The sequence below is a fragment of the Streptomyces tuirus genome, assembly GCF_014701095.1.
In the GTDB taxonomy this organism is placed as follows: domain Bacteria; phylum Actinomycetota; class Actinomycetes; order Streptomycetales; family Streptomycetaceae; genus Streptomyces; species Streptomyces tuirus.
On the sequence record NZ_AP023439.1, the window covers coordinates 2,387,266 to 2,413,196 of the forward strand.

Below are 25,931 nucleotides of genomic sequence, written 5' to 3' on the forward strand. Positions count from 1 at the left end.
CTCACTCTCTCGCTCGGGAAACGGCACCCCCGCAGGCCAGCCGCCCGACTCAGCGAGCAGCCTCTCCTGGCGCCCGGCGCCCGGAGGATGAGGTTTACGGGGATGTAGGCGGGTCAGTCGACACGCCGACGGTCAAGGTTACGGGGCCGCGACCGAAGGGGTCAAACCGAGCCGGGCCCGCCACCTGTGCGACCGGTCACCTCGATCGCACAGGCGCAGTGGATCTCAGCCCTCGTCGGTGGAGGCCGAGACGGAGGACCCGGACGAGGCCGACTGCTCCGCCGCCACGGTCTTCTTCGACGCGGTCTTCTTGGCGGCCGTCTTGGTGGTCTTCGCCGCCTTCTTGGCCGTCGTCTTCTTGGCGGCGGTCTTCTTCGCCGCCGTCTTCTTGGTGGTGGCGGCCTTCTTCGCCGTGGCCTTCTTGGCCGTCTTGCGGGCCGTCTTCTTGGCGGGCGCCGGCTCAGCGGCGGCCTCCTCGGTGACGGCACCGTCCGACGCGGGCACCTGCGCGGCCTCCGCGGACGCCTCCGGAGCCCTCTCGGACGCGGACTCCTCCGGAGCCTCCTCGGACGCGGCCGACGGGACGACCACGACGGCCGTCTCCTCGGACGCCGTGGACACCGTGGGCTTGCGCACGGCGCGGCGGCGCGGACGGGCCGGGGCGGCGCTCTCCGCGGGCGCCTCGGCGACCGGCTCGGCGACCGGCTCGGCGGCCTCGGCCTGCTCCGCCGGCTCGGCGGGCGCGGTCTCGGCGACCGTCACCACGGTCGCCTCGGCCCCCGCCGGGGAACCGGCCGGAGCGGACACCTTGCGGGTGGCCCGGCGCCGGGTGCGGCCCTTGGGCGCGGCCTCCTCGACCGGAGCCGACTGCGCGGCCTGCGCGGCCTCGACCACCGGGTCCTCCACGGCCACGGGCTCGGCCTGCGCCTCGGCGGCCGGCTCCGGCTGCACCGGACGGGCGACCTCCTGCTCGGCGGTCACGTCCTGAGCCGTCGGCGCCTCGGCCTCGGCCTGCTCGGCCCGGCCCCTGCCGCGCCGGGCCTTGTCCCGGCCCTGCTCGGCGACCTCACCGCGCGGAGCGCCCGCCGGAGCCGACGCCCGCCGGCTCGCCCGGCGACGCGACCGCCCGCGGCCGGCCGCTGCCTCCGCCTCGGCGGCGCTGCTGTACAGCTCCTCGTCGGGCTCGAAGGACGGCGCGGGCAGCGCGAGGGGCTCGGCGGCCTCGGCCACGACCTCGGCCTCGGTCTCGGCCTCCTGCTCGGCGGTCTCGACGGCCGCCTCGTGCACATGCGGCAGCTCGGCGGCGCCGGCCCGCGCGCGCTTCTTGCGCTTGCCGCCGCCCCCGAGGGCCGTCGGCTGCTCCATGTGCACGATGACACCGCGTCCGTTGCAGTGGACGCAGGTCTCGGAGAAGGACTCCAGCAGCCCCTGCCCGACCCGCTTGCGGGTCATCTGCACGAGCCCCAGCGAGGTCACTTCCGCGACCTGGTGCTTCGTACGGTCCCGGCCCAGGCACTCCAGCAGGCGCCGCAGCACCAGGTCCCGGTTGGACTCCAGCACCATGTCGATGAAGTCGATGACGATGATGCCGCCGAGGTCGCGCAGCCGCAGCTGGCGGACGATCTCCTCGGCCGCCTCCAGGTTGTTCCTGGTGACGGTCTCCTCGAGGTTGCCGCCCTGGCCGGTGAACTTGCCGGTGTTGACGTCGACGACGACCATCGCCTCGGTCCGGTCGATCACCAGCGAACCGCCGCTGGGCAGCCACACCTTGCGGTCGAGGGCCTTGGCGAGCTGCTCGTCGATCCGGTACGTGGCGAAGACGTCGACCTCGGAGGTCCACTTCTGCAGCCGCTCGGCGAGGTCCGGCGCGACGTGCGAGACGTACCCGTGGATGGTCGACCAGGCCTCGTCGCCGCTGACGACGACCTTGGAGAAGTCCTCGTTGAAGATGTCGCGCACGACCCGGACGGTCATGTCCGGCTCTCCGTACAGCAGCGTCGGAGCGTTGCCGCTCTTGGCCTTCTTCTGGATGTCCTCCCACTGCTGCTGCAGCCGCTCGACATCCCTGCGCAGCTCGTCCTCGCTCGCGCCCTCGGCGGCGGTGCGCACGATGACGCCCGCGTCCTCGGGGACGATCTTCTTGAGGATGGTCTTCAGCCGGGCCCGCTCGGTGTCGGGCAGCTTGCGGCTGATGCCGGTCATGGAGCCCTCGGGCACGTACACGAGGTAGCGGCCCGGGAGGGAGACCTGGCTGGTCAGACGGGCGCCCTTGTGACCGATCGGGTCCTTCGTCACCTGGACGAGCACGGACTGGCCGGACTTCAGGGCGGACTCGATACGGCGCGGCCCGTGGGCCATGCCGAGCGCCTCGAAGTTGACCTCACCGGCGTACAGGACGGCGTTGCGGCCCTTGCCGATGTCGATGAAGGCGGCCTCCATCGACGGCAGCACGTTCTGCACCTTGCCGAGGTAGACGTTGCCGACGTACGAGGTCGCCTGCTCCTTGTTGACGTAGTGCTCGACGAGCACGTCGTCCTCGAGGACGCCGATCTGCGTGCGGTCGCCGTGCTGGCGGACGACCATGACACGCTCGACGGCCTCGCGGCGGGCCAGGAACTCGGCCTCGGTGATGATCGGCACGCGCCTGCGGCCCTGCTCGCGGCCTTCGCGACGGCGCTGCTTCTTGGCCTCCAGACGGGTCGAGCCCTTGATGGACTGCACCTCGTCGGACGGCTCGGCCTTGGGGCGGGGCTCGCGGACCTTGACGACCGTGCGCTCGGGGTCGTCGTCGGAGGACTCGGACTCGGTGCCGGAGTCACCGGCACGACGACGGCGGCGACGGCGCCGGCGGCTGCTGCTGGAGCCGCCCCCGCCGGACTCGTCGCGGTCGGTGGCGTCGTCGGAGTCCTCGTCGTCCTCGTCGGCGGAGTCCTCGGTGTCCTGCCCGTCGGCGGTCTGCTCGGACTCGGCGTCCGAGGCGTCGCCGCCCTCGCCGTCGGAGTCGGCGGACTCGCCACGCCGGCGGCGGCGACCGCCCCGGCGACGGCGGCGGCGCGAGCCGCTGCCCTCGGACTCGTCCTGGTCGTCGCCGTCGGCCTGGTCCTCGGCGGACTCGTCGGCCTCCTCCGCCTCGTCGGCGGACGTGTCGGCGGCGGCGGTCTCGGGGGCCTGGGTCTCGGGCTCGTCACCGGCGCCCCGGCGACGGCGCCGACGGCGCGAGCCGCCGGTCTGCTCCTCGCGCTGGGCCTCGGCCGGCGCGGACTCCTCGGCCTCCTGCGGCTCGACTGCCCCGGCAGCCTCGGCGGCGGCCGCGGCAGCGGCCCGCTCCGGGGTCTGGAACTGGGGCTCGGTGAAGACGGGCGCCTGGAACAACGCGACGGCGGGCCGCCTCGGACGCGACGCCGGCTCGCTCTCGCTCTCGGCCGCATCCCCGGTCGCCCGGGCGGCGGCCTTCGAGGCCCTCGCGCCCTTGGCGGGCTGGGCGGGCTCGGCGAAGCCACTGGCGGCCCGGCGCACCACGCGGCGACGGCGCCGCGGTCCGGCCTCTTCGGCCGTCTCGGCGGTTTCGTCGGCCGCGGTCTCGGCGGGGACGTCGGCGGCGCGGTCGGGCTCGGCGGCAGCGGTCTCGGAGGCGGTCGCCTCGGACGCGCGGGCGGGCTCGGCGGCGGGGTTCTCGGTCACAGGTGCCTTCGCCTCCTCGGCGTTGCCTTCCACCGCGTCCGCGGCGGAAGGCGCCCCGGCGGGCGCGGACGCCCGCCGCGAGGCACGCCGGCGAGTCCGACGCGGAGCAGCCTCTTCAGCGGCCTCGGCACCTTCGGCGGCGCCGTCGGCCACGGTCTCGGCCGCCTCCGCCGGAGCGGCGGCAGTCTCGGCCGTCTCCGCCGGAGCGGTGACGGTCTCGGCGGTCTCCGCCGGTGCGGTGACGGGCGAGGTCACGGTGCGGGTGGCGCGACGCCGGGTGCGCTTGGGAGCGGCGTCCTCGCTCCCCTCGGCGGACGCGGCGGGAGTGACGGCCTCGGCCGGCTCAGCTGCGGGGGTGACGGCCTCGGCCGCCTCGGAGACGGGGGCGGTCGCCGTGACCACGGTCTCGGCGGCCTCGGCCGCCTCCGGAGCGCCGGCAGGCGCGGAGGCACGGCGCACGGCGCGACGCCGCTTGGGCGGGGCGGGCGCGGCAGCCTCATCGCTCACGACGGGCTCGGCAGCCTTGTCGGCCTCGGCAGTGGCTTCCTGGACCTCGTCGGTCTCCACGACATCGGCCGCGAGATCCTCGGCCTCGGCGGCCGGTATGGCCGGCGCGACGGTCTCCACCGGCGCGTCGGAGGTGGCACCGGTGGGCGGTCCCGCCGGGCGGGACGCGGCACGCCGCCGCCGACGGGGCGGCAGGGTGTCGCTTGGAGTGTTCTGTTCGGAACCCTCTGTGGGTTCGGTCGGTTCGAGCATGCGGGCTTATCTCCCGTCAGGCTCCCGGGCGCCGCGCCTGGTCCGGCGATGCCGGTGACGTCCGCGGCGCGCGCTGTGCGCGTTCGCCGCCGTCCGGGGCGCGGGCGCCGCACGGGAGCTCTCTGTGTCCTGTCTCGCCGGTTCCGTACGCCGAATGCGCACGGCCTGGCGAAAGTCTTCTGGTCGGTGCGCTGCCCGACCCAGGTGGCTCCCGAGTCCGAGGGCGGCGCTACGACGTCCGTCCCTACGCGGGACCTTCCTTACGCCGACGCCGTCGCGGCGGCAGTCGGTTCGGCCGTTGAGTGGGCCTCGACTGCCTCGCGGTCGGGCGCGAGCGGGTCGGTCACCGTGCCGGTCTCTTCATCGAACAGCCCCTGCGCCAGCCTGGTCACCGCAGCGGGGACCGGCGGCGCCAGGTCGGCCACGGCGCGGAGACCGGACAGGACGTCGTCGGGTCGTACGGCAGGCGTCACGTGCCGAACAACCAGCCGCAGTATCGCACAGGGCTGGTCGGTCGGCCTATCAGCCTGCGAACTGTGCGTTTCCTCCGGACCGCGGACCTCCAGGCTCGCGACCGCGGAACGGGCGTCGAACGTACGGACGCCGTTCTTGGCGAGGCGCTGGACCTCGACGGTCTCGGCCGCGTTGAAGGCGTCCGCCGCCCGGCGGGCCTCCTCGACCGGCACTCCGTCCAGCCGCAGCTCCCAGACGGAGGCCGTCAGCCGGTCGGCGAGTCCCGAGGTGCGGGCCTCGACCGCCTCGGTGATGTCGAGCCCGGTGGGCAGCGACTCGTCGAGGAGGGCCCTGAGCTGCTCCGGGTCGCGCGGTGCGGTGAGCGCGATCTCCAGGTACTCCGCCTCACTGCCCGTGCCGGTGGGTGCGGCATTGGCGTACGACACCTTCGGGTGCGGTGTGAAGCCTGCCGAGTAGGCCATCGGCACCTCGGCACGGCGCAACGCACGCTCGAAGGCGCGCTGGAAGTCACGGTGGCTGGTGAACCGGAGGCGGCCGCGCTTGGTGTAGCGCAGTCGGATGCGCTGCACCGCGGGTGCGGGCGGCGGGCCTTCGGGCTGTCGCTTGCCCAGTGTCGTTCAGTCCTTCGTGAGAGCGGTCGTACTGCTACCAAGAGTACGTGCCTCGGGCCCCGATGGTTCCCTCCGGCCGACCGGCTGTGGCTGCCGCGGCTCGCCGAAGAGCATCCTCCGGAAGTCGGCGCGGGCCTGACGTACGGACTCCCGGGCGGCGGCGAGCGCCTGCCGGGTGGCCCGTCCCACGCTGCGGGCGGCCTCGGCGGCGGGCCGCAGGAGGGTGTCCCGCACGACGTGCCCGACGGGTGTCAGCACGCTGCGGTACACCCACCGCACCGGTTCGACGAAGGTCCACCGCAGGAGGGTGCCGAGGAAGCGCCCGACGGCGAGCGAGATGTGCCCGGCGATGCGCCAGGCGTGGCCCAGCGCGTCCCACACCTCCCGGCCGATGACGGCGAGGACGCGTCCGGCCGGCGTGAGGATCCAGCGCCAGAGGGCGAGCGCGGGCAGGACGAGAAGGATGCGGGCGATCCAGTAGAGGACCATGCCGATGCCGGTGACGATCATGCGCACCAGCCACACGAGCCCCTTGCCGCACCAGCCGACGGCGCGGCCGACGGGCGCGAGGACCCAGGTGTACAGCCAGACAGCCGGTACGACGACCATGTACCGGGCAAGCCAGGCGACAACCGTCCAGACCCCGAAGCCGAGCGCGGCGAGCCCGGCGCCGAGCCCCTTCAGGACCCAGGCCACCGCGTGCCCGACAGGCGTGAGCAGCCGGGCGTACACCCAGCCGAGCGCGGCTCCGACGCCCCTCGCGAGCCAGGCCGCGGCCGCCCCGACGCCCCGGCCGGCCCAGGCGAGCGCGTGCCCCACCGGGGTCAGGACGCAGCGGTACAGCCAGACCAGGGGCACCACGAGAAGGACGTTCCCGAGCCATCCGAGGGCCTTGGCCACCGGGACGACGACGTACCGCCACAGCCCCACGAACGGCCAGACGAACACCGCCCGTCCGAGCCACAGCAGCGCCCGGCCGAGTGGCCGCAGCAGGGCGTCGTTCAGGAACCGGCCGGTGACGACGAGGGCGTCCCACAGCATCCGCACGGGCACGACGAGGACGAGCACGATGATCCGCACGGGAATCCGGATCGCGACGGCGAGACAGCCCTCGACCGCCTCCGGCTCGCGCCGGACCTGCGGCTCGGCCGGCCGTTCGCGCGGATCGACCCGCGCCTCAAAGCCCTCGCGGGGATGCTTCTCCAGATCCATACCGTCGTAGACGCCCTCAGGGGCCCGTCCGGATCCAGCCCCGCACAACCCCGCCCCGGTCTCCCGCGATTCCTCCACTCGGCCGCAAGATCATACGGCTCACGCGCGAGTGATCCGCGCCCGCAGCAGCCGGGGTGACTCCTCGAAACGGATACCGGGGGTCTCCCTCAGAGCATGGTGGGGTCCGCCGCCCCGTCCGTCTCCCAACGCAGGAGATCCCCCGGCTGGCACTCCAGCACCTCGCACAGCGCGGCGAGAGTGGAGAAGCGGACCGCCTTGGCGCGGCCGTTCTTGAGGACGGCCAGGTTGGCGGGGGTGATGCCGACGCGTTCCGCCAGTTCGCCCACGGACATCTTGCGTTTGGCCAGCATCACGTCGATGTCGACGGCGATCGGCATCAGATGACCTCTTCCAGCTCGGCCTGCATGCGGGCCGCCTCGATGTCGCGCGCGACGGCCTGCGCGAGCAGCATCCGCAGCACCAGCACGACCAGCGCGACGCCCAGCACGGCCATCACGACCCCGCACAGCAGAAGGACCACCCCGGGAGCGACGGCCTCGCCCGGCGCGAGCACGACCGCGAGCGCGAAGACCAGCAGGGCGGCCGCCACGAACGCGCCGATCACGATGTGCACGTAGCGGAAGGCGGCGCTGGAGAACACCGTCCCGCGACGCACCATCGTCACCAGCCGCCACACACAGACCACGACGACCTGGGCCGTCACGATACCCAGGACCGTGATCACAAGGATCGGGGTGCGCAGATACGCGTACTCGGGCCTGAGCCCGTTCATGTCGACGGCCAGCAGCGGCACCATCACCGCCTGCACGAACAGCGACCCCGCGAGCAACACCACGAGCACCCCGCGCAACGCCCCCACGGCCAGCTTCCCCATCACCGCTCCCTCGATCGAGCCACGATGGAAATCTATCGAAACTCGATAGATGCCGCAAGGAGTCAGCCCACTCCTGCCCCGCCTTCCACGCCCCGAACACGGTGAGCAGCTGCCCACAGGCGCGCGACACGTGACACCGTGGCAGGAGACATGCATGCCCGGCACTCGGACCGAGGAGGACGGGAATGGACTGGCGCGTGTTCGCACGGGAGATGGCCTCCATGGCGCGCGACCTGCTGGCCCAGGACTCCGTAGGCTCCACGCTCGAGCACATCACCGGAGCGGCCACGCAGCACGTGGCGGGGTGCGACGCGGCCGGCATCCTGCTCCTGCACGGCAAGCGCGTGGAGACGCTCGCCCCCACTCACGACCTGGTCGTCGAGAGCGACCAGCTCCAGGAGCACCTCGCGGAGGGCCCCTGCTTCGACGCGGCCCGCCCCAGCATCGGGGAACGCGTGTTCCGCATCGCCGACTTCACCGCCGAGCAGCCACGCTGGCCCTCCTACGCCGTGCAGGCCCGCAAGCTGGGCGTGGGCAGCATGATGGGCTTCCTGCTCTACACCGACGACGAAGATCTCGGCGCGCTCAACCTCTACTCGCACAGCTCGGGGTCCTTCACGGACGACAGCGAGACCGCCGGCTGGCTGCTGGCCTCGCACGCGGCCGTGGCCTTCTCCAGCGCCCGCAGCCACGCCCAGATGGAACAGGCCATGTCCACACGCCACGTCATCGGAGAGGCCATGGGCATCCTCATGGGCAGCCACCACCTCACCGAGCAGCAGGCCTTCGACGTGCTGCGCCGCTACTCGCAGGAGAAGAACATCAAACTCCGCGAGGTCGCCAGGCGGGTCTGCAAGGAGGGCCGCCTGACGTGACGGCTCCCCCAGCACACATTCTGAACTGGGGGAACCTGACCGAGCCGGCCCCCCAGGGGAGCGCCACCAACCCGGCGTGCTGAGCGGGTCCCCCGGAGAGGGCACCTCTCACCTACCCCCTCCGGGTAGGAGGGGGGCAGTGGCCGCCGGAATGCCTCGGTCAGACGACGACGAGCGCGTCACACACCTCAGTGCGCATGCCCGCTCGGCGCCGGTGCCGCGTTCTTCACCGTCAGAGGCAGCAGCTTCTTCCCGGTCGGGCCGATTTGTATGGCCGTATCCATCTGCGGGCACACCCCGCAGTCGAAGCACGGCGTCCAGCGGCAGTCCTCGACCTCGGTCTCGTCGAGGGAGTCCTGCCAGTCCTCCCAGAGCCAGTCCTTGTCCAGGCCGGAGTCGAGGTGGTCCCACGGGAGAACTTCCTCGTAGGTGCGCTCGCGGGTGGTGTACCAGTCGACGTCGACGCCGAACGGGGCGAGGGCCTTGTCCGCGCAGGCCATCCAGCGGTCGTACGAGAAGTGCTCGCGCCAGCCGTCGAAGCGGCCGCCGTCGTCGTAGACCGCGCGGATGACCGCGCCGATGCGGCGGTCGCCGCGGGAGAGGAGGCCCTCGACGATGCCGGGCTTGCCGTCGTGGTAGCGGAAGCCGATGGAGCGGCCGTACTTCTTGTCGCCGCGGATCTTGTCCCGCAGCTTCTGCAGACGGGCGTCCGTCTCCTCGGCGGAGAGCTGCGGGGCCCACTGGAAGGGCGTGTGCGGCTTGGGGACGAACCCGCCGATCGAGACCGTGCAGCGGATGTCGTTGGAGCGGGAGACCTCGCGGCCCTTGGCGATGACCTTGGTCGCCATGTCGGCGATCTGCAGGACGTCGTCGTCGGTCTCGGTCGGCAGGCCGCACATGAAGTACAGCTTCACCTGGCGCCAGCCGTTGCCGTACGCCGTCGAGACCGTGCGGATCAGGTCCTCTTCCGAGACCATCTTGTTGATGACCTTGCGGATGCGCTCCGAGCCGCCCTCGGGGGCGAAGGTCAGGCCGGAGCGGCGGCCGTTCCTGGTGAGCTCGTTGGCCAGGTCGATGTTGAAGGCGTCCACGCGGGTCGAGGGGAGCGAGAGGCCGATCTTGTCGTCCTCGTAGCGGTCGGCGAGGCCCTTGGCGATGTCGCCGATCTCCGTGTGGTCGGCGGAGGACAGGGACAGCAGGCCGACCTCCTCGAAGCCGGTCGCCTTCAGGCCCTGCTCGACCATGTCGCCGATGCCCGTGATGGAGCGCTCGCGCACCGGGCGCGTGATCATGCCGGCCTGGCAGAAGCGGCAGCCGCGGGTGCAGCCGCGGAAGATCTCCACCGACATGCGCTCGTGGACCGTCTCGGCCAGCGGGACCAGCGGCTGCTTGGGGTACGGCCACTCGTCGAGGTCCATGACGGTGTGCTTGGAGACCCGCCACGGCACCCCGCTGCGCTTCGGCACGACACGGGCGATACGGCCGTCCGGCAGGTACTCGACGTCGTAGAAGCCCGGGACGTACACCCCGCCCGTCCTGGCCAGGCGGAAGAGGAGCTCCTCGCGGCCGCCGGGGCGGCCCTCGGCCTTCCAGGCGCGGACGATCGCGGTGATCTCCAGGACGGCCTGCTCGCCGTCGCCGATCACGGCGCAGTCGATGAAGTCGGCGATCGGCTCGGGGTTGAACGCCGCGTGGCCGCCGGCCAGGACGATCGGGTCGTCGAGACCGCGGTCCTTGGACTCCAGCGGGATGCCGGCCAGGTCGAGCGCGGCGAGCATGTTCGTGTAGCCCAGCTCCGTGGAGAAGGACAGGCCGAACACGTCGAAGGCCTTGACCGGCCGGTGGCTGTCCACCGTGAACTGCGGGACGTGGTGCTCCCGCATGAGCTCCTCGAGGTCCGGCCACACGCTGTAGGTGCGTTCGGCGAGGACGCCCTGCTGCTCGTTGAGCACCTCGTAGAGGATCATGACGCCCTGGTTGGGCAGACCGACCTCGTAGGCGTCCGGGTACATGAGCGCCCAGCGGACGTCACAGGAGTCCCAGTCCTTGACCGTGGAGTTGAGCTCTCCGCCGACGTACTGGATCGGCTTCTGCACATGCGGGAGCAGAGCTTCGAGCTGCGGGAAGACCGACGCAGCGACTTCGGCAGGCATGTCGCGCACCTTCGTGAGCTGGACTGAACTGACAGGGGTGACCATCCAGACTAACGCGGTCGCGGGGTACCTCCGTACGCCGGAAGATCAGAGATCCGCCGCACCGTCCTTGATCCCGGCCCAGAACCCGGGCAGTTCCGCCTCTACGCGCACCGCCCGCTGCTCCTCGCGCTCGTGGAGGAGGCCGTAGGTGAAGGCGCTCTCTCCCGCCGCGTGGGCGACGGCGGACAGCTCGCGCAGGGCCTTGCGGGCCATGACGCTGTCCTGGTGCTCGCCGAGCAGGTTCTGCAGCGCCTTCATGGACTTGACCATGGTCTTGGCGGGCTTGCCGAGGACGGGTTCGGCCGCCTCTGCCGCGTAGCGGGTGCGCTTGGCCTTCTTGCGCGCCTCGTGCAGGGCGACGTCCAGGTCGGTGCCGGGCTCCAGGTCCGCCGCCTGTCCGATCAGCCCGGACACTTTGCGGAAGTCCTTGCGTACGGCCTTGGCGATCGGCTTGCGCGGCGCCTTGCCGGCCGCCTTGAGCAGTGGTGGGTCGGCGATCAGCGCGTCGAGGGTGTCGAGCAGAGCCAGGTAGCGGCGGGAGTCCAGGACCCCGAGGAGGCGGCCGCGGGCGCCGCCGTGCTCGGCGCTGGACCAGGAGTGCAGGCGCTCGGTGACCGGGCCGCGGACCAGGCCGTCGGGCACCTCGTCGACGGCCGCGGTCAGCCGCCCGGTCAGCACCTCGCGGTCCCGGTCCAGGCCCAGCTCTCCGGCGAGCCACTTCAGCTCGGCGGCGACGGGGTCGGTGACGGCCCGGTCGAGGATCGTGCCGAACGTCTTGAAGGTGCTGCGCATCCGGCGGGTGGCCACGCGCATGCTGTGCACGGAGTCCTCGATGTCCCGGCGGACGGCGGGGTCGAGCTCGACGATGGCGTCCCGCTGGGTGCGCAGATAGGCCAGCACATGGTCGCCGGCCGTCACCGGTCGCCGCACGTGCGGGGATTTGCGCCGTTTGCCCGGTGCCGTCTCCTCCAGGGCGCGGGCCAGCTTCGACGGCGACGCCGACGGCCGTACGCCCGCCTTGCGCAGCCGCTTCTCCACCTTGTCGAGCAGGGCCGGGTCTCCCCCGTCGGCGAGTTCCACCTCGACCTCGGTCCACTGTGCCTCGCCGCCGCGCCCCGTGAGTCGCTCGGCGTGCACGGTGTCGACGCTCACCTCGGCGAGCAGCCGGCCGTCGGCGTCGAGCAGGTGGCGTACGTCGCGGGCGGAGCGCAGCCGGACCACCGGGAGCAGCTCGCTGTCGCGGACGCGGGAGCGGACCAGCGCGGCCAGGTCGTCGGGGAGGGTGTCGGAGAGCGGGGCGTGGATCTCGTCACGGACGCCGGGCGCGATCGGGAACTTCAGGTGCCAGCCGGCGTCGGAACCGCCGGTACGGCGGCGCAGGGTGACCGAGGAGGCGGCGAGGCGCTCGTCTCCGGTGTCGTAGTAGGTGGCGTCGAGGTGGGCCACGCCCTTGTCGACCACAGCGGCGATCCCACCGGCTCCGGTCAGGTCGGGGAGGCCGCTCTCGTCGGATTCGTACTTGCGCTCGATCTCGCGTTTCGTCTCCGCCATGGATCAAATCTAGTGGCTGATCAGCCGGGACAGCAGTGGTGCGTACCCCCCGAGGGCGACGGCGCCTTCAGGTCGTCAGCAGGGCGCGCATCTCCTCGCCGTCCGGGAACGGCGCGTCCTTCACCGTCCGGGAGACGAGGTACACGTGGGCGTCCTCGAACTGGTGGTACGACAGCGGCTCCGGGCCCTGGCCGACGATCAGCACGTTGTGTTCCAGGCGCCAGCTGACGTACCGGGTCTTGTACCTGGGCTGCCGGACGTCGTGGTGCGGCAGGCCCAGCCGGTCGGTGAACTGCCGCACCACGGCGGCGAAGTGGGCGTCGAACTCCGGCCGCCAGGCGCCCTCCTCGCTGGTCCAGCCGGGCAGCGGGCCCCAGCAGTCCTCGTCGAGCAGACCGCCGTCGACGGAGTAGAGGTAGGCGAACGGAAGGTGGAGCGAGCCGTCGCCGTCGCAGGTGACGAAGTGGCCCTGCGGGGTGATGTGGGTGGCGTCGGGGACATCGGGGGTGTCCTCGTACGCCGGCCCCCGCACCGCCTGCGTCCAGTCGGGCCAGGCGGCCTCCCGCATCCGCGCCTCGACGGCGTCGTCCTCGGTCAGGTCCAGCTCGGCCAGGGCGAGGAGCTGGCTCAGCAGCTCCTCGGTCACCGGGCAGAGGGCGACGTGCTCCCCGGACATTCCGCTCCCCCCGTTCGGGCCGCTAGGCCGACATCGGCCGCTGCACCCGGATCGACTGCAACAACCCCACCGCTATCCACACGGCGAACATCGACGATCCTCCGTAGGAGACGAACGGCAGCGGCAGGCCCGTGACGGGCATGATGCCGAGGGTCATGCCGATGTTCTCGAACGTCTGGAAGGCGAACCAGGCGACGATGCCCGCGGCCACGATCGTGCCGTACAGGTCGGTGGTCTCCCGGGCGATGCGGCAGGCCCGCCACAGGACGATGCCGAGGAGCACGATGATCAGGCCGCCGCCGAGGAAGCCCAGCTCCTCCCCCGCCACGGTGAAGACGAAGTCCGTCTGCTGCTCGGGCACGAACTGGCCGGTGGTCTGCGAGCCGTGGAAGAGGCCGGAGCCGGTCAGGCCGCCCGAACCGATGGCGATGCGGGCCTGGTTGGTGTTGTAGCCGACGCCGGCCGGGTCGAGCTCGGGGTTGGCGAAGGCGGCGAAGCGGTTGATCTGGTATTCGTCGAGGATCCCGATCTGCCAGACGGTGACCGCGCCCAGGGTGCCCGCGCCGAGCAGGCCGAAGACCCACCGGTTGGACGCCCCGGAGGCCAGCAGCACGCCGAGCACGATGATGACCATCACCATGACCGACCCGAGGTCGGGCATGAGCATCACGATCAGCATCGGCACGGTGGCCAGGCCGAGCGCCTGCACGACCGTGCGGTGGTCGGGGTACTGCTTGTCGCCCGCGTCGACCCGGGCCGACAGCAGCATCGCCATGCCCAGGATGATCGTGACCTTGACGAACTCCGAGGGCTGGAGCGAGAAGCCGCCGGGCAGCTTGATCCAGGAGTGGGCGCCGTTGATCGTGGAGCCCAGCGGGGTGAGCACCAGCAGGATCAGCAGCAGCGAGAAGCCGTACAGGACCGGGACGGCCGTGCGCAGGGCGCGGTGGCCGAGCCAGATCGTGCCGGCCATCAGGGCGAGGCCGATGCCGGTGTTCAGCAGGTGCCGGACGAGGAAGTAGTACGGGTCGCCCTGGTTGAGCTCCGTGCGGTTGCGGGTCGCCGAGTAGACCAGGAGCGTGCCGAGCAGCGACAGGGCCACCGCCGACAGCAGGATGGGCCAGTCGAGCCGCCGCGCCACCGAGTCACGGGCCAGCAGCCGCGTCCAGCCGGAGCGCTCGGGACCGTAGCCGGAGACCTGGAAGCTGTTCACTCCGCCGGTCATGCCGGGCACCTCCGGCTTCCCCGGCGGCGCCGCCTTCGGGTGTCACGGTTCTCGGGGGACGGCGGGGCCGATGTGACCGGCTGGAGCGGGTCCGCCGGGGCGTTCGGGTCCTTCTTGTCGGCCTTCTGGTCCTTGGCCGGGTCCTTCGGGACCTTCGGGGAGGCGATGGTGCCGTCCGTCTTGACCTTCGGCAGGGTCTTCTGCGGGGTGGGCAGCAGCGCCTTCTTCTGGTCGATGGCTCCGTCCTCGGAGACGCCGTACAGCGCGTTGTAGATGTTGCGGACTGCGGGGCCGGAGGCGCCGGAACCCGTACCACCCTGGGAGATCGTCATGACGATCGAGTAGTCCTTGGTGTAGGTGGCGAACCAGGAGGTCGTCTGCTTGCCGTAGACCTCCGCCGTACCCGTCTTGGCGTGCATCGGGATCTTGTCCTGCGGCCAGCCGCCGAACCTCCAGGCGGCCGTACCGCGGGTGGCGACTCCCGCGAGGGCTTCGTCTATCTCGTCGCGCGTCTTCTGCGTCATCGGCAGCTTGCCGTGCGACTCGGGCTTGATCGGCGTGACCGTCTTGCCGTCGGCGCTGATGACGGCCTTGCCCACGGAGGGGCTGTAGAGGGTGCCGCCGTTGGAGATGGCCGAGTAGATGGTGGCCATCTGGATGGGCGTGACGAGGGTGTCGCCCTGGCCGATGGAGTAGTTGACGGAGTCACCGGCGCGCATGCGGTTGCCTTCGAGGCAGTTCTCGTAGGCGATCTTCTCGGCGTAGCTGCCGTTGCGCTTGCCGGTGCGGCACCAGGCGTCCTTGTTGGCCTTCCAGTAGTTCAGCTTCCACTGGCGGTCGGGGACGCGGCCGGTGACCTCGTTGGGAAGGTCGATGCCGGTCTCCTTGCCGAGGCCGAACTGGTGGGCGGTCTTGTAGAACCAGTCCTTGGGGTTCTTCTTCGGCTTGGTGCCGCCGTCGCGCTTCCACTCCTCGTGGGAGAGGGCGTAGAAGACGGTGTCGCAGGACACCTCCAGGGCGCGGCCGAGGCTGATGGCGCCGTGGCTCTGGGATTCGAAGTTCTTGAAGACCTGGCCGCCGATCGAGTACGAGCTGGAGCAGTTGTAGGGGCCGTTGAAGGAGTACCCGGCGTTGACCGCGGCGGCCGTCGGGATGACCTTGAAGATGGAGCCGGGGGCCGACTGGCCCTGGATGGCGCGGTTGAGCAGCGGGTAGTTGGAGCTCTTGCCGGTGAGGCGGGTGTAGTCCTTGGCGGAGATGCCGCCCACCCAGGCGTTCGGGTCGTAGCTGGGGTTCGAGGCCATGGCGACGACGCGGCCGGTCTTGGCCTCCATCACCACGACGGCGCCGGAGTCGGCCTTGTAGTTGGTGCCGGTGTTGCGGTCGTGCTGCTTGCGGGCTTCCTTCATCGCCTCGTTCAGCTGGTACTCGGCGACGCGCTGGACCCGGGAGTCGATGCTGGTGACGAGGTTGTCGCCGGGGTGGGCCGGGTCGGCCTCGGCCTGGCCGATGACCCGGCCGAGGTTGTCGACCTCGTAGCGGGTGACGCCGGCCTTGCCGCGCAGCGCCTTGTCGTACTGGCGCTCCAGGCCCGAGCGGCCGACCTGGTCGGAGCGCAGATAGGGCGAGTTGGTGTTCTGCGCCTTCTTGATCTCCTCGTCGGTGACCGGGGAGAGGTAGCCGAGGACCTGAGCGGTGTTGGCCTTGCCCGGGCTCGGGTAGCGGCGCACGGCCTGCGGCTCGGCGGTGATGCCGGGGAAGTCCTCGGCGCGCTCGCGGATCTGCAGGGCCTGCTTGGCGGTGGCCTCGTCGGTGATGGGGATGGGCTGGTAGGGCGAGCCGTTCCAGCAGGGCTGCGGCGTCCTGGCGTCGCACAGCCGGACCTTCATCTGGACGTCCTTGGGCGTCATGCCCAGGACTCCGGCGAGCTTGGTGAGGACTTCCTTGCCGTCGTCCTTCATCTTCAGCAGGTCGGTGCGGGAGGCGGAGACCACCAGCCGCGTCTCGTTGTCCGCGATCGCCACGCCGCGCGCGTCCAGGATCGAGCCGCGGACGGCCGGCTGGACGACCTGCTGGACGTGGTTGCCCGAGGCCTCCTTGGCGTAGGCGGCGCCCTCACGGATCTGGAGGTACCACAGGCGTCCGCCGAGGGTGAGCAGGAGGGAGAGGACGAGGACCTGGATGACGACGAGCCGGATCTGGACCCGTGAGTTCCTGCCGGTCTCGGGAATGTTGGTCACTGCGGCTGCCTCCCCCTCTCGGTGCGCGTACGGGTGTGCGGGTGCGACCGTGCGCCCTGGCACGGATGTGCGGATACGAGTGATGAACGACGGGCCAACCAGCCGGCGTTCCTACCGGACCGATCCGTTCGGGTGAACTTCCCTGCGGTCACAGCCGCTTGACCCCCTTGATGCGCCCGGCGCGTGCCATGCGGGCCCGGGCCGCCTTCACCCGCAGCCCGTTGCGCTGGCTGCCGATCTTCAGTCCGGTGCCGCCGGAGAGCCAGCCGGAGGAGATGTCCGTGGCCTTCGCGGCGGCCGAGGTCGACTCGGCGAGCGGATCGTTCTCGGCGCGCCGGGCCAGGGCCATGATCCCCGGCACGACGAACGGGGCGAGCAGCAGGTCGTAGAGGGCCGCCGTGAACAGCAGGCTGCCGAGGCCGACGTGGCGGGCGGCGGTGTCGCCGACGAGGGCGCCGACCCCGGCGTACAGCAGGGTGGAGCCGACCGCGGCGGCGACCACCACGACCATGGGGCCGGTCGCGGACTTCAGCTGCCCGGACTCGGGTTTCACCAGGCCCGCGAGGTAGCCGATGACGCACAGCACGAGGGCGTAGCGCCCGGCGGCGTGGTCGGCGGGCGGCGCCAGGTCGGCGAGCAGGCCCGCGCCGAACCCGACGAGGGCACCGCCCACGTGCCCGTACACCAGCGCGAGGCCGAGCACGGTGAGCAGCAGCAGGTCGGGTACGGCGCCCGGCAGATGGAGACGGGCGAGGACGCTCACCTGGATCACCAGGGCGACGACGACCAGGGCGGAGGAGAGCAGGATCCGGTTGACGCGCATGGGGTGACAGCTCCTACTGCTCTTGCTGGTTCTGGCCGTCCACGGGTGCCTCGGCCGACGGCGTCACGGTCACCGTCACCGTCGGCCGGGGGGTCGGCTTGGGCTTGGGCGGGAGGACCGTGTCACGCGGGTCCTTCTTCGGGGCCTCGACGACGACTCCGACGATGTCGAGCTTGGTGAAGCCGACGTACGGCGTGACGTAGAGCGTGCGGGTCAGGCCGCCGCCGGAGGGGTCGACGCGGGAGACCACGCCGACGGGCACACCGGGCACGAACGGCCGGTCGGCCTGCGAGCCGAAGGTGACCAGGCGGTCGCCCTTCTTCACCTCGGCCTTGCCGTTGAGGAGCTCGACGCGCAGCGGGCGGTCGCCCTGCCCGGAGGCGAAGCCGAGCTCGTCGCCGGACTCCATCCGGGTGCCGACCGTGAAGTCGGGGTCGCTGGCGAGCAGGACCGTGGCGGTGTTGGGGCCGACGGTGGTGACCCGGCCGACGAGCCCCTCCCCGTTCAGGACGGTCATGTCGCGTTTGATGCCGTCGTTGGCGCCGACGTCGACGGTGATGGTCCAGGAGAAGCCCTGCGCGGCTCCGATGGCGATGACCTCGGCGCCCTTGATGCCGTACTGGCCCTGGCCGGCGATCTTCAGCATCTTGTCGAGCTGCTTGAGGCGGCTGCGGCTGCGGTCGTCGCTGCCCAGGCGCGCCTTCAGGGCCGCGTTCTCCTTCTCCAGCGCGGCGAGCCGGTCGTGCCGTTCACCGGAGTCGCGGATGGCGGAGACCGCGTTGCCGACCGGGTCGACCGCGGCCGAGACGCCGCTCTCGATCGGGCCGAAGACCGTCGCCGCGCCCTGCCGGGCCCCGTCGACGGGCGAGTCCTCCCCGCCGCGGATGTCCACCGTGATCAACGCGAACGCGATGGCGATCAGCAGCACCAGGAGCAGCCGGCTCTCTCGTGTGTCCCTCACGTGCGGCGGCCGTGCCCTTCCTCATAGGAATTCGGGAAGCCCCAGGGAAACCCGAGGGGCTGCTTTGTGGGAGCTTATGCATCTATATCAACGATCCGCCGCACGAGAGGAGATCGTCCCGTACGGCGGAATCGAAGAGTTATGTCATCTGCGTGGCTGGGCGTCCAGAACCTGCTGGAGCGCCTCGAACTCCTCGACGCACTTTCCGGATCCGAGCGCCACGCTGTCCAGCGGGTCCTCGGCGATGTGGATCGGCATGCCGGTCTCCCGGCGCAGCCGCTCGTCGAGACCGCGCAGCAGCGCCCCGCCGCCGGTCAGAACGATTCCTCGGTCCATGATGTCGCCGGACAGCTCCGGCGGGCACTTGTCGAGGGTCGTCTTGACGGCGTCGACGATCGCGTTGACCGGCTCCTCGATCGCCTTGCGGACTTCGGCGGCGGAGATGACGACGGTCTTCGGCAGCCCGGACACCAGGTCCCGGCCGCGGATTTCGGTGTGCTCGTCGGAGTCGAGGTCGTACGCCGAACCGATCGTGATCTTGATCTGCTCGGCCGTGCGCTCACCCAGCAGGAGGGAGTACTCCTTCTTGATGTGCTGGATGATCGCGTTGTCCAGTTCGTCGCCCGCGACACGGATGGACTGGGCGGTGACGATGCCGCCGAGGGAGATGACCGCGACCTCCGTGGTGCCGCCGCCGATGTCGACCACCATGTTGCCCGTGGCCTCGTGGACCGGCAGGCCGGAACCGATGGCCGCGGCCATGGGCTCCTCGATGATGTGCACCTGACGGGCGCCGGCCTGGGACGACGCCTCGATGACGGCGCGGCGCTCGACGCCCGTGATGCCCGAGGGCACACAGACGACGACCCGCGGACGAGCCAGATACCGCCGCTTGTGGATCTTCAGGATGAAGTAGCGGAGCATCCGCTCGGTGATCTCGAAGTCGGCGATCACGCCGTCCTTCAGCGGGCGGACGGCAACGATGTTGCCCGGCGTGCGCCCGATCATCTTCTTCGCTTCGGCGCCGACCGCGAGGATGCCACCGGTGTTGGTGTTGATCGCGACGACGGACGGCTCGTTGAGTACGATCCCGCGACCCCTGACGTACACCAGCGTGTTGGCGGTCCCGAGGTCGACAGCCATGTCACGGCCGATGAACGACATTGAGTTCCCCATCAGGATTCGTCTGGCCTTCCCACTAGCTTTTGAGGGCTTTTCAGGTAGGCAAAGGTGGGTGCTGTGACGTGAAGGCTTCCATCGTAGACGCGCCTTCGCGAACACTGCGGGAGGGTCTCCGCCATTGTCAGCAGATGCCGTCCGCATTCGCTTCTGGAGACGGGCGTTCGGGGACCATCGTTCCCTCGATCGCCACGCATATGCCGCAAAGTCCGGGGACCATGGCCCCCGGACCTGCCGTATGTGCTGGTGAGGTGCGGACGCTACGCCCGGCCGGGGAAGAAAATCTTCACCTCGCGCTCGGCGGACTCCTCGGAGTCGGAGGCGTGGATCAGGTTCTCCCGGACGATGACGCCGTAGTCGCCGCGGATGGAGCCGGGCGCCGCGGCGATCGGGTCGGTCGGGCCGGCGAGCGCGCGCACGCCCTCGATGACCCGCTCACCCTCGACGATCAGCGCCACGACCGGGCCGGAAGCCATGAAGTCCACCAGCGGCTCGTAGAAGGGCTTGCCCTTGTGCTCGCCGTAGTGCTGCTCCAGGGTGTCCTGGTCCAGGGTGCGCAGCTCCAGCGCGGTGATCGTCCAGCCCGCCTTGCGCTCGATGCGGCTGATGATCTCGCCGGTCAGGCCTCGACGGACGGCGTCGGGCTTGAGGAGGACGAGGGTGCGCTGGCTCACTACGGGCTCCTAGTACGTAAAGGTTTTGCGGTGGGACGAGATTACCCGGCGTGTCGGGGCGGGCGTCACGCAGCGTCAGGTGTGGAGGAACCCGCCTGGGCCGCGAATCTGGCCTTCGCCTCGTCCACCTTCCGGCCGTAGTGCACCGACGCCCACCACAGGGCCGCGAAGACGGCCCCCAGGAAGTACATGGTCGGCACGATGAACCCCGAGGCGATGAGCGCGATCTGCAGCGCCCAGCCGAGGGCCACCCCGCCCGGGCGCGTCACCAGGCCGCACAGCACCAGACACAGGAACATCGCGATGCCGCTGACCGTCCACACGGTCGTCATGGACAGGTCGGGGTCCTTCATGGCGACCAGACCGGCGAACCCGATGACGAAGAACTCGCCGATCAGGGTCGAAGAACAGAGCGTGCGCACGGGACTCAGCCCCTCCCCAGGAGCAGTCGGGCCTCGCCGACGGTGATGACGGAACCGGTGACGAGCACACCGCCGCCGGAGAACTCGCCCTCCTCCTCGGCCAGCGTGATGGCGGCCTCCAGGGCGTCGGGCAGCCGCGGCTCGACCTGGACGCGCTCCTCGCCGAACACCTCCACGGCGATGCCGGCGAGCTCGTCGGCGTCCATCGCGCGGTGGCTGGAGTTCTGCGTGACCACGACCTCGGCGAACACCGGCTCGAAGGCCTCCAGCAGCTCCCGGACGTTCTTGTCGCCGCTCGCGCCGACCACGCCGATGAGACGGCTGAACTGGAACGCCTCCCCGATCGCCTCGGCTGCCGCCCGGGCACCGGCCGGGTTGTGGGCGGCGTCCAGCACGACCGTCGGCGACCGGCGCACAACCTCCAGCCGGCCCGGCGAGGCGACGGCCGCGAAGGCCTTGCGGACCGTGTCCAGATCCAGTGCGTCGGCCCGCTGCGCGCCGACGCCGAAGAACGCCTCGACGGCGGCGAGCGCGACGGCCGCGTTGTGCGCCTGGTGCGCGCCGTGCAGCGGCAGATACACCTCGGGGTACTCGCCGCCCAGCCCGCGCAGCGTCACGAGCTGTCCGCCGACGGCCACCTGCCGCTCGACGACACCGAACTCCAGCCCCTCCCGGGCCACCGTCGCGTCCACCTCGACGGCCTTCTTCAGCAGCACCTGCGCCGCGTCGACCGGCTGCTGCGCCATGATGACCGTCGCACCCTGCTTGATGATGCCGGCCTTCTCCGTGGCGATCTCGGCGTGTGTGGTGCCCAGCCGGTCGGTGTGGTCGAGGTCTATGGGCGTGACGACGGCGACGTCCCCGTCGATCACGTTCGTCGCGTCCCAGGAGCCGCCCATGCCGACCTCGACGACGGCCACGTCGGCGGGGGCGTCGGCGAACGCCGCGTACGCCATGCCGGTGAGCACCTCGAAGAAGGACAGCCGGTACTCCTGGGAGGCGTCGACCATCTCCACGTACGGCTTGATGTCCTGGTACGTCTCGATGAACCGCTCGGGCGCCATGGGCGCGCCGTCGAGGCTGATGCGCTCGGTGATCGACTGCACGTGGGGCGAGGTGTAGCGGCCGGTGCGCAGCTCGAAGGCGCCGAGCAGGGCCTCGATCATGCGGGCCGTGGAGGTCTTGCCGTTCGTCCCCGTGATGTGGATCGACGGGTACGACCGCTGCGGCTCCCCCAGCACGTCCATCAGCGCGGCGATACGGCTGACGGAGGGCTCCAGCTTGGTCTCGCCCCACCGGGTGGCGAGCTCGGTCTCGACCTCGCGCAGGGCCTTGTCGACCTCGGGGTCGGCGGGGCGCGCGGGGATGTCGGCGTCCGGGGGGCCGCCCTGGGTGCGGAGGGTCCGGCTGCCGGCTTCGATGACCGCGAGGTCGGGGTCGCGGTCGGTCTCCTCCGCGATGATCTCGTCGAAGGGGTCGAGGGGGTCGGGCTGGTCGTCGGCGTCGTGGTCTGGAGGGAGCTCGCTCACGGGGCCCAGTCTACGGAGACCGACTGACATTGTTCGCGGTGGCTTGCGTCCCTGGGCGGCCTCGGGTCCGTGGGGGGCGCTCGCCCAGTTCCCCGCGCCCCTGAACAGCGGGGACGTGCCCCCGGGGCATGCGTGAGGCCCCCGGGCCCGACGGCTCCGGGGGCCTCACCCACCGTATGAACCCTTAACCCTGCGGCAGCCTCTCCAGCTGGGCCTGGATGCGGGCGATGTCCTCCTCCGCCTTGGCGAGGCGGGTGCGGATCTTGTCGACGACGTGGTCGGGGGCCTTGGCCAGGAACGCCTCGTTGCCGAGCTTGCCGTTGGCCTGGGACTTCTCCTTCTCCGCCGCGGCGAGGTCCTTCGCGAGGCGCTTGCGCTCGGCGGCGACGTCGATGGTGCCGGACAGGTCGAGGGCGACCTCGGCGCCGGCGACCGGGAGGGTCGCCGTGGCCGTGAAGGCGTCGCCCTCCGGCTGGAGGCGGAGCAGCTGGCGGATGGCGGCCTCGTGAGGGGCGAACCGGGTGCCGTCCAGGGTCAGCCGGGCCGGGACCCGCTGGCCGGGCTGGAGGCCCTGGTCGGCGCGGAAGCGGCGGACCTCGGTGATGACCGACTGGAGGGACTCGATCTCGCGCTCGGCGTCGGCGTCCCGGAAGCCACTGTCATTGGGCCAGTCGGCGATGACGACCGACTCGCCGCCGGTGAGCGTGGTCCACAGGGTCTCGGTGACGAAGGGGACCACCGGGTGCAGCAGCTTCAGCGTGACGTCGAGGACCTCACCGAGGACGCGCTTGGAGACCTCGGCCGCCTCGCCGCCCGCCTGGAACGTCGTCTTGGACAGCTCGACGTACCAGTCGAAGACCTCGTCCCACGCGAAGTGGAACAGGGCGTCGGAGAGCTTCGCGAACTGGTAGTCCTCGTAGAACGCGTCGACCTCGGCGACCACCGAGTTGAGGCGGGAGAGGATCCAGCGGTCGGTCGAGGACAACTTCGAGGCGTCGGGCAGCGGACCCTCGATCGTGGCGCCGTTCATCATCGCGAAGCGCGTCGCGTTCCAGATCTTGTTGGCGAAGTTGCGGGACCCCTGGACCCAGTCCTCGCCGATCGGGACGTCGACGCCCGGGTTGGCACCGCGGGCGAGGGTGAAGCGGAGGGCGTCGCTGCCGTACTTGTCCATCCAGTCCAGCGGGTTGACCGCGTTGCCGAAGGACTTCGACATCTTCTTGCCGAACTGGTCGCGGACCATGCCGTGCAGGGCGATGGTGTGGAACGGCGGGGTGCCGTCCATCGCGTACAGGCCGAACATCATCATCCGGGCGACCCAGAAGAAGAGGATGTCGTAGCCGGTGACGAGGACCGAGTTCGGGTAGAACTTCGCGAGCGACTCGGTCTGTTCGGGCCAGCCGAGCGTGGAGAACGGCCACAGGCCGGAGGAGAACCAGGTGTCGAGGACGTCGGTGTCCTGACGCCAGCCCTCACCGCTCGGCGGCTCCTCGTCGGGGCCGACGCAGACGACCTCGCCGTTCGGGCCGTACCAGACCGGGATGCGGTGGCCCCACCACAACTGCCGCGAGATGCACCAGTCGTGGAGGTTGTCGACCCAGTCGAAGTAGCGCTTCTCCATCTCCTGCGGATGGATCTTGACCTTGCCGTCGCGGACGGCGTCACCGGCCGCCTTCGCGAGCGGGCCGACCTTGACCCACCACTGCATCGACAGGCGGGGCTCGATGGTGGTCTTGCAGCGCGAGCAGTGGCCGACGCTGTGGACGTAGGGCCGCTTCTCGGCGACGATCCGGCCCTCGGCGCGCAGCGCGGCGACGATCGCGGAGCGGGCCTCCAGCCGGTCCAGGCCCTGGAAGGGGCCATGGGCGGTGATGACGGCGTGCTCGTCCATGACCGCGATGGCCGGCAGGTCGTGCCGCTGGCCGATCTCGAAGTCGTTCGGGTCGTGCGCCGGGGTCACCTTGACGGCACCGGTGCCGAACTCGGGGTCGACGTGCTCGTCCGCGACGACCGGGATGGAGCGGTCGGTCAGCGGCAGCTTGACCAGCTTGCCGATCAGGTGCTTGTACCGCTCGTCGCCGGGGTGGACGGCGACGGCCGTGTCACCGAGCATCGTCTCGGCACGGGTGGTGGCGACGACGATGGTGTCGTCCCCGTCGCCGTACTTCATGGAGACGAGCTCGCCGTCGTCGTCCTGGTACTCGACCTCGATGTCCGAGATGGCCGTCAGACAGCGGGGGCACCAGTTGATGATGCGCTCGGCGCGGTAGATGAGCTCGTCGTCGTAGAGCCGCTTGAAGATGGTCTGGACGGCCTGCGACAGGCCCTCGTCCATCGTGAAGCGCTCGCGGGACCAGGCGACACCGTCGCCCAGCCGGCGCATCTGGCCGCTGATCTGCCCGCCGGACTCGCCCTTCCACTGCCAGACGCGCTCGACGAACGCCTCACGGCCCAGGTCGTGGCGGGACTTGCCCTCCTTGGCGAGCTCCCGCTCGACGACGTTCTGCGTGGCGATGCCGGCGTGGTCCATGCCGGGCTGCCACAGCGTCTCGTAGCCCTGCATGCGCTTGCGGCGGGTCAGGGCGTCGATGAGCGTGTGCTCGAAGGCGTGCCCCAGGTGGAGCGAGCCCGTGACGTTCGGCGGCGGAATGACGATGGTGTACGGCGGCTTGTCGCTCTTGGCGTCCGCCTCGAAGTAACCCCGCTCTACCCAGCGCTCGTACAGCGGCCCCTCTACGTCGGCCGGCGCGTACTGGGTCGGCAGGTCGGTGCTGGGCGCTGGTGGCTGCTGCTGAGCGTTCTCGGTCACGGGGGTCAGTTTAGAGGTGTCACCGACCGGTCCCGAAACGCGTTTCGTTTGTAACGGTGGCGGCCCCGATGCCATGCACACGGCGGGTCTGCGCCAGGATGTCCCGAACACATAAGCATCTGGAGGGGAACCCAGACCATGAGTTACAACCAGCCGGGCCCGTACGGCGGGCAGCCCCAGCAGCCCGGTCCGTACGGCCAGCCGGGCCCGTACGGCCAGCCGCCGCAGGCGCCCCAGCCCGGTTACGGCTACCCCCAGCAGGCCCCTCCGCCCCAGCCCGGCTACGGCTACCCCCAGCAGGCCCCGCAGGGCGTCCCGCCCCAGCAGGCGCCGTACGGCCAGCAGCCCCCGTACGGCCAGCAGCCGCCCTACGGCCAGGCCCCGTACGGCGTGCCCCAGCCGCCCGCGCCCGGCGGTGGCAAGAAGAAGACCGGCATCATCGTCGGCGCGGTCGCGGTTGTGGCGGCGATCGGCGTCGGCGCGTACTTCGTGATCGGCGGGGGCGGCGGCGCGGGCGCCCTGGAGGACGACGGGCCGCACAAGCTGGCTACGCCGGCGAAGGTGCTGAGCGAGTACAACCGCATCACCAAGGACGGGGCGACCGCCGGCGACTCCACCAAGGAGCTGGAGAAGAGCGGCGTCAAGGACGGCAAGTCCGTGCTGGGCTCCTACTCCACGGTGGACCCCACCAAGTACGACCCCTCCGACCCGTCCTCGGCCGCCGCGATGGCAACGGCCAAGAGTGTCCAGTTCTTCGGTGTCTACGGAGAGGTCTCCGACCCGGAGGCCTCCCTGGACACGTTCTTCGCCAACTTCAAGAAGTCGGCCGAGAAGGACTCCTCCAGCAGCAGCGGCAGCAAGACCGAGCTGCTCGGCGAGCCGGAGGAGGCGGACCTCGACGGCGCGGTCATGAAGTGCCAGGCGGTCAAGGGCCAGAACGTCATGACCAAGAAGGAGCAGACCAACTGGTTCTGCGCCTGGGCCGACTACAGCACCATCGCCGTGGTCTCCTCCGGCACTGCCGCCGGGGACACGTCCAAGGACACGGCCATCGACATGGCGACCAAGATCCGCCCGGAGATCCGAGTGAAGGCCTGACGACGCCGAAGGCACAAAGGGAAGGGGCCCCGGTCGATGACC

19 protein-coding genes are annotated in these 25,931 nt (G+C 70.9%); 2 read left to right on the forward strand and 17 right to left on the reverse strand.

Going from position 1 to position 25,931, the window contains the following annotated elements; all coding sequences use genetic code 11:
- Positions 1-225: 225 nt before the first annotated feature.
- The 5 genes from IGS69_RS11065 to IGS69_RS11085 form a co-directional block, all read right to left on the reverse strand.
- The gene (locus IGS69_RS11065) at positions 226-4,440 is read right to left on the reverse strand and encodes an Rne/Rng family ribonuclease (RefSeq protein ID WP_190898658.1); all 4,215 of its coding nucleotides are present in this window, start codon (positions 4,438-4,440) and stop codon (positions 226-228) included.
- Between the two features lie 260 nt (positions 4,441-4,700).
- The gene (locus IGS69_RS11070) at positions 4,701-5,483 is read right to left on the reverse strand and encodes a TIGR03936 family radical SAM-associated protein (protein ID WP_031104801.1); all 783 of its coding nucleotides are present in this window, start codon (positions 5,481-5,483) and stop codon (positions 4,701-4,703) included.
- Positions 5,484-5,531: 48 nt separating this feature from the next.
- A complete protein-coding gene (locus tag IGS69_RS11075) occupies positions 5,532-6,737 on the reverse strand; it encodes a hypothetical protein (RefSeq protein ID WP_190898660.1) in 1,206 nt (401 codons plus the stop codon).
- 167 nt (positions 6,738-6,904) lie between these two features.
- Complete coding sequence (locus tag IGS69_RS11080; protein ID WP_190898662.1) at positions 6,905-7,135, reverse strand: helix-turn-helix domain-containing protein; 231 nt, start codon at positions 7,133-7,135, stop codon at positions 6,905-6,907.
- Positions 7,135-7,632, reverse strand: coding sequence for a DUF2975 domain-containing protein (locus tag IGS69_RS11085; RefSeq protein ID WP_190898664.1), 498 nt, complete (start codon positions 7,630-7,632; stop codon positions 7,135-7,137). The genes IGS69_RS11080 and IGS69_RS11085 overlap by 1 nt, the downstream gene beginning before the upstream one ends.
- A 185-nt stretch (positions 7,633-7,817) precedes the next feature.
- Between IGS69_RS11085 and IGS69_RS11090 the strand changes: the two genes are divergently transcribed.
- Positions 7,818-8,507, forward strand: a complete 690-nt coding sequence (locus IGS69_RS11090) for a GAF and ANTAR domain-containing protein (protein ID WP_190898666.1) — start codon at positions 7,818-7,820, stop codon at positions 8,505-8,507.
- Positions 8,508-8,695: 188 nt separating this feature from the next.
- Here IGS69_RS11090 and IGS69_RS11095 read toward each other — a convergent pair whose 3' ends face one another.
- From IGS69_RS11095 to IGS69_RS11150, 12 genes are all read right to left on the reverse strand, one after another.
- Positions 8,696-10,660 carry a TIGR03960 family B12-binding radical SAM protein gene (locus IGS69_RS11095; protein ID WP_190898668.1) on the reverse strand — a complete coding sequence of 655 codons (1,965 nt, stop codon included), beginning with the start codon at positions 10,658-10,660 and terminating at the stop codon, positions 8,696-8,698.
- Between the two features lie 87 nt (positions 10,661-10,747).
- On the reverse strand, positions 10,748-12,253 hold the full coding sequence (locus IGS69_RS11100; RefSeq protein ID WP_190898670.1) for a CYTH and CHAD domain-containing protein: 1,506 nt from the start codon (positions 12,251-12,253) through the stop codon (positions 10,748-10,750).
- A gap of 67 nt (positions 12,254-12,320) precedes the next feature.
- Positions 12,321-12,929 (reverse strand): hypothetical protein, encoded by a 609-nt coding sequence (locus tag IGS69_RS11105; protein WP_190898671.1) that lies wholly within the window; start codon positions 12,927-12,929, stop codon positions 12,321-12,323.
- A 22-nt stretch (positions 12,930-12,951) separates the two neighbouring features.
- The gene (rodA, locus tag IGS69_RS11110; protein ID WP_190898673.1) at positions 12,952-14,154 is read right to left on the reverse strand and encodes a rod shape-determining protein RodA; all 1,203 of its coding nucleotides are present in this window, start codon (positions 14,152-14,154) and stop codon (positions 12,952-12,954) included.
- On the reverse strand, positions 14,151-16,394 hold the full coding sequence (gene mrdA / locus IGS69_RS11115) for a penicillin-binding protein 2 (protein WP_190898675.1): 2,244 nt from the start codon (positions 16,392-16,394) through the stop codon (positions 14,151-14,153). Before mrdA ends, rodA begins: the two co-directional genes overlap by 4 nt.
- A 148-nt stretch (positions 16,395-16,542) precedes the next feature.
- Complete coding sequence (gene mreD, locus IGS69_RS11120) at positions 16,543-17,217, reverse strand: rod shape-determining protein MreD (protein ID WP_190898677.1); 675 nt, start codon at positions 17,215-17,217, stop codon at positions 16,543-16,545.
- A 13-nt stretch (positions 17,218-17,230) separates the two neighbouring features.
- Positions 17,231-18,178, reverse strand: a complete 948-nt coding sequence (gene mreC / locus IGS69_RS11125) for a rod shape-determining protein MreC (protein WP_031104814.1) — start codon at positions 18,176-18,178, stop codon at positions 17,231-17,233.
- 144 nt (positions 18,179-18,322) lie between these two features.
- Positions 18,323-19,342 carry a rod shape-determining protein gene (locus IGS69_RS11130; protein WP_004001297.1) on the reverse strand — a complete coding sequence of 340 codons (1,020 nt, stop codon included), beginning with the start codon at positions 19,340-19,342 and terminating at the stop codon, positions 18,323-18,325.
- Between the two features lie 275 nt (positions 19,343-19,617).
- A complete protein-coding gene (gene ndk, locus IGS69_RS11135; RefSeq protein WP_030836243.1) occupies positions 19,618-20,031 on the reverse strand; it encodes a nucleoside-diphosphate kinase in 414 nt (137 codons plus the stop codon).
- A 65-nt stretch (positions 20,032-20,096) separates the two neighbouring features.
- Positions 20,097-20,453, reverse strand: coding sequence for a DUF4233 domain-containing protein (locus IGS69_RS11140; protein WP_190898679.1), 357 nt, complete (start codon positions 20,451-20,453; stop codon positions 20,097-20,099).
- A 5-nt stretch (positions 20,454-20,458) separates the two neighbouring features.
- On the reverse strand, positions 20,459-21,982 hold the full coding sequence (folC, locus tag IGS69_RS11145) for a bifunctional tetrahydrofolate synthase/dihydrofolate synthase (RefSeq protein ID WP_190898681.1): 1,524 nt from the start codon (positions 21,980-21,982) through the stop codon (positions 20,459-20,461).
- Between the two features lie 184 nt (positions 21,983-22,166).
- Positions 22,167-24,791: a valine--tRNA ligase gene (locus IGS69_RS11150; RefSeq protein WP_190898684.1), complete on the reverse strand. Its 2,625-nt coding sequence runs from the start codon at positions 24,789-24,791 to the stop codon at positions 22,167-22,169.
- 138 nt (positions 24,792-24,929) lie between these two features.
- On the opposite strand from IGS69_RS11150, the gene IGS69_RS11155 reads away from it, so the two are divergent.
- Positions 24,930-25,889 carry a hypothetical protein gene (locus IGS69_RS11155; RefSeq protein WP_190898686.1) on the forward strand — a complete coding sequence of 320 codons (960 nt, stop codon included), beginning with the start codon at positions 24,930-24,932 and terminating at the stop codon, positions 25,887-25,889.
- Positions 25,890-25,931 lie beyond the last annotated feature (42 nt).

What these genes read in the sequence shown, in the direction of transcription:
- IGS69_RS11065 (WP_190898658.1), bottom strand. Translation starts at nt 4,440, where the DNA reads ATGCTCGAACCGACCGAACCCACAGAGGGTTCCGAACAGAACACTCCA.
- IGS69_RS11075 (WP_190898660.1), bottom strand. Translation starts at nt 6,737, where the DNA reads ATGGATCTGGAGAAGCATCCCCGCGAGGGCTTTGAGGCGCGGGTCGAT.
- IGS69_RS11080 (WP_190898662.1), bottom strand. Translation starts at nt 7,135, where the DNA reads ATGCCGATCGCCGTCGACATCGACGTGATGCTGGCCAAACGCAAGATG.
- IGS69_RS11085 (WP_190898664.1), bottom strand. Translation starts at nt 7,632, where the DNA reads ATGGGGAAGCTGGCCGTGGGGGCGTTGCGCGGGGTGCTCGTGGTGTTG.
- IGS69_RS11090 (WP_190898666.1), top strand. Translation starts at nt 7,818, where the DNA reads ATGGACTGGCGCGTGTTCGCACGGGAGATGGCCTCCATGGCGCGCGAC.
- IGS69_RS11095 (WP_190898668.1), bottom strand. Translation starts at nt 10,660, where the DNA reads ATGCCTGCCGAAGTCGCTGCGTCGGTCTTCCCGCAGCTCGAAGCTCTG.
- IGS69_RS11100 (WP_190898670.1), bottom strand. Translation starts at nt 12,253, where the DNA reads ATGGCGGAGACGAAACGCGAGATCGAGCGCAAGTACGAATCCGACGAG.
- IGS69_RS11105 (WP_190898671.1), bottom strand. Translation starts at nt 12,929, where the DNA reads ATGTCCGGGGAGCACGTCGCCCTCTGCCCGGTGACCGAGGAGCTGCTG.
- rodA (WP_190898673.1), bottom strand. Translation starts at nt 14,154, where the DNA reads ATGACCGGCGGAGTGAACAGCTTCCAGGTCTCCGGCTACGGTCCCGAG.
- mreD (WP_190898677.1), bottom strand. Translation starts at nt 17,217, where the DNA reads ATGCGCGTCAACCGGATCCTGCTCTCCTCCGCCCTGGTCGTCGTCGCC.
- IGS69_RS11130 (WP_004001297.1), bottom strand. Translation starts at nt 19,342, where the DNA reads ATGTCGTTCATCGGCCGTGACATGGCTGTCGACCTCGGGACCGCCAAC.
- IGS69_RS11155 (WP_190898686.1), top strand. Translation starts at nt 24,930, where the DNA reads ATGAGTTACAACCAGCCGGGCCCGTACGGCGGGCAGCCCCAGCAGCCC.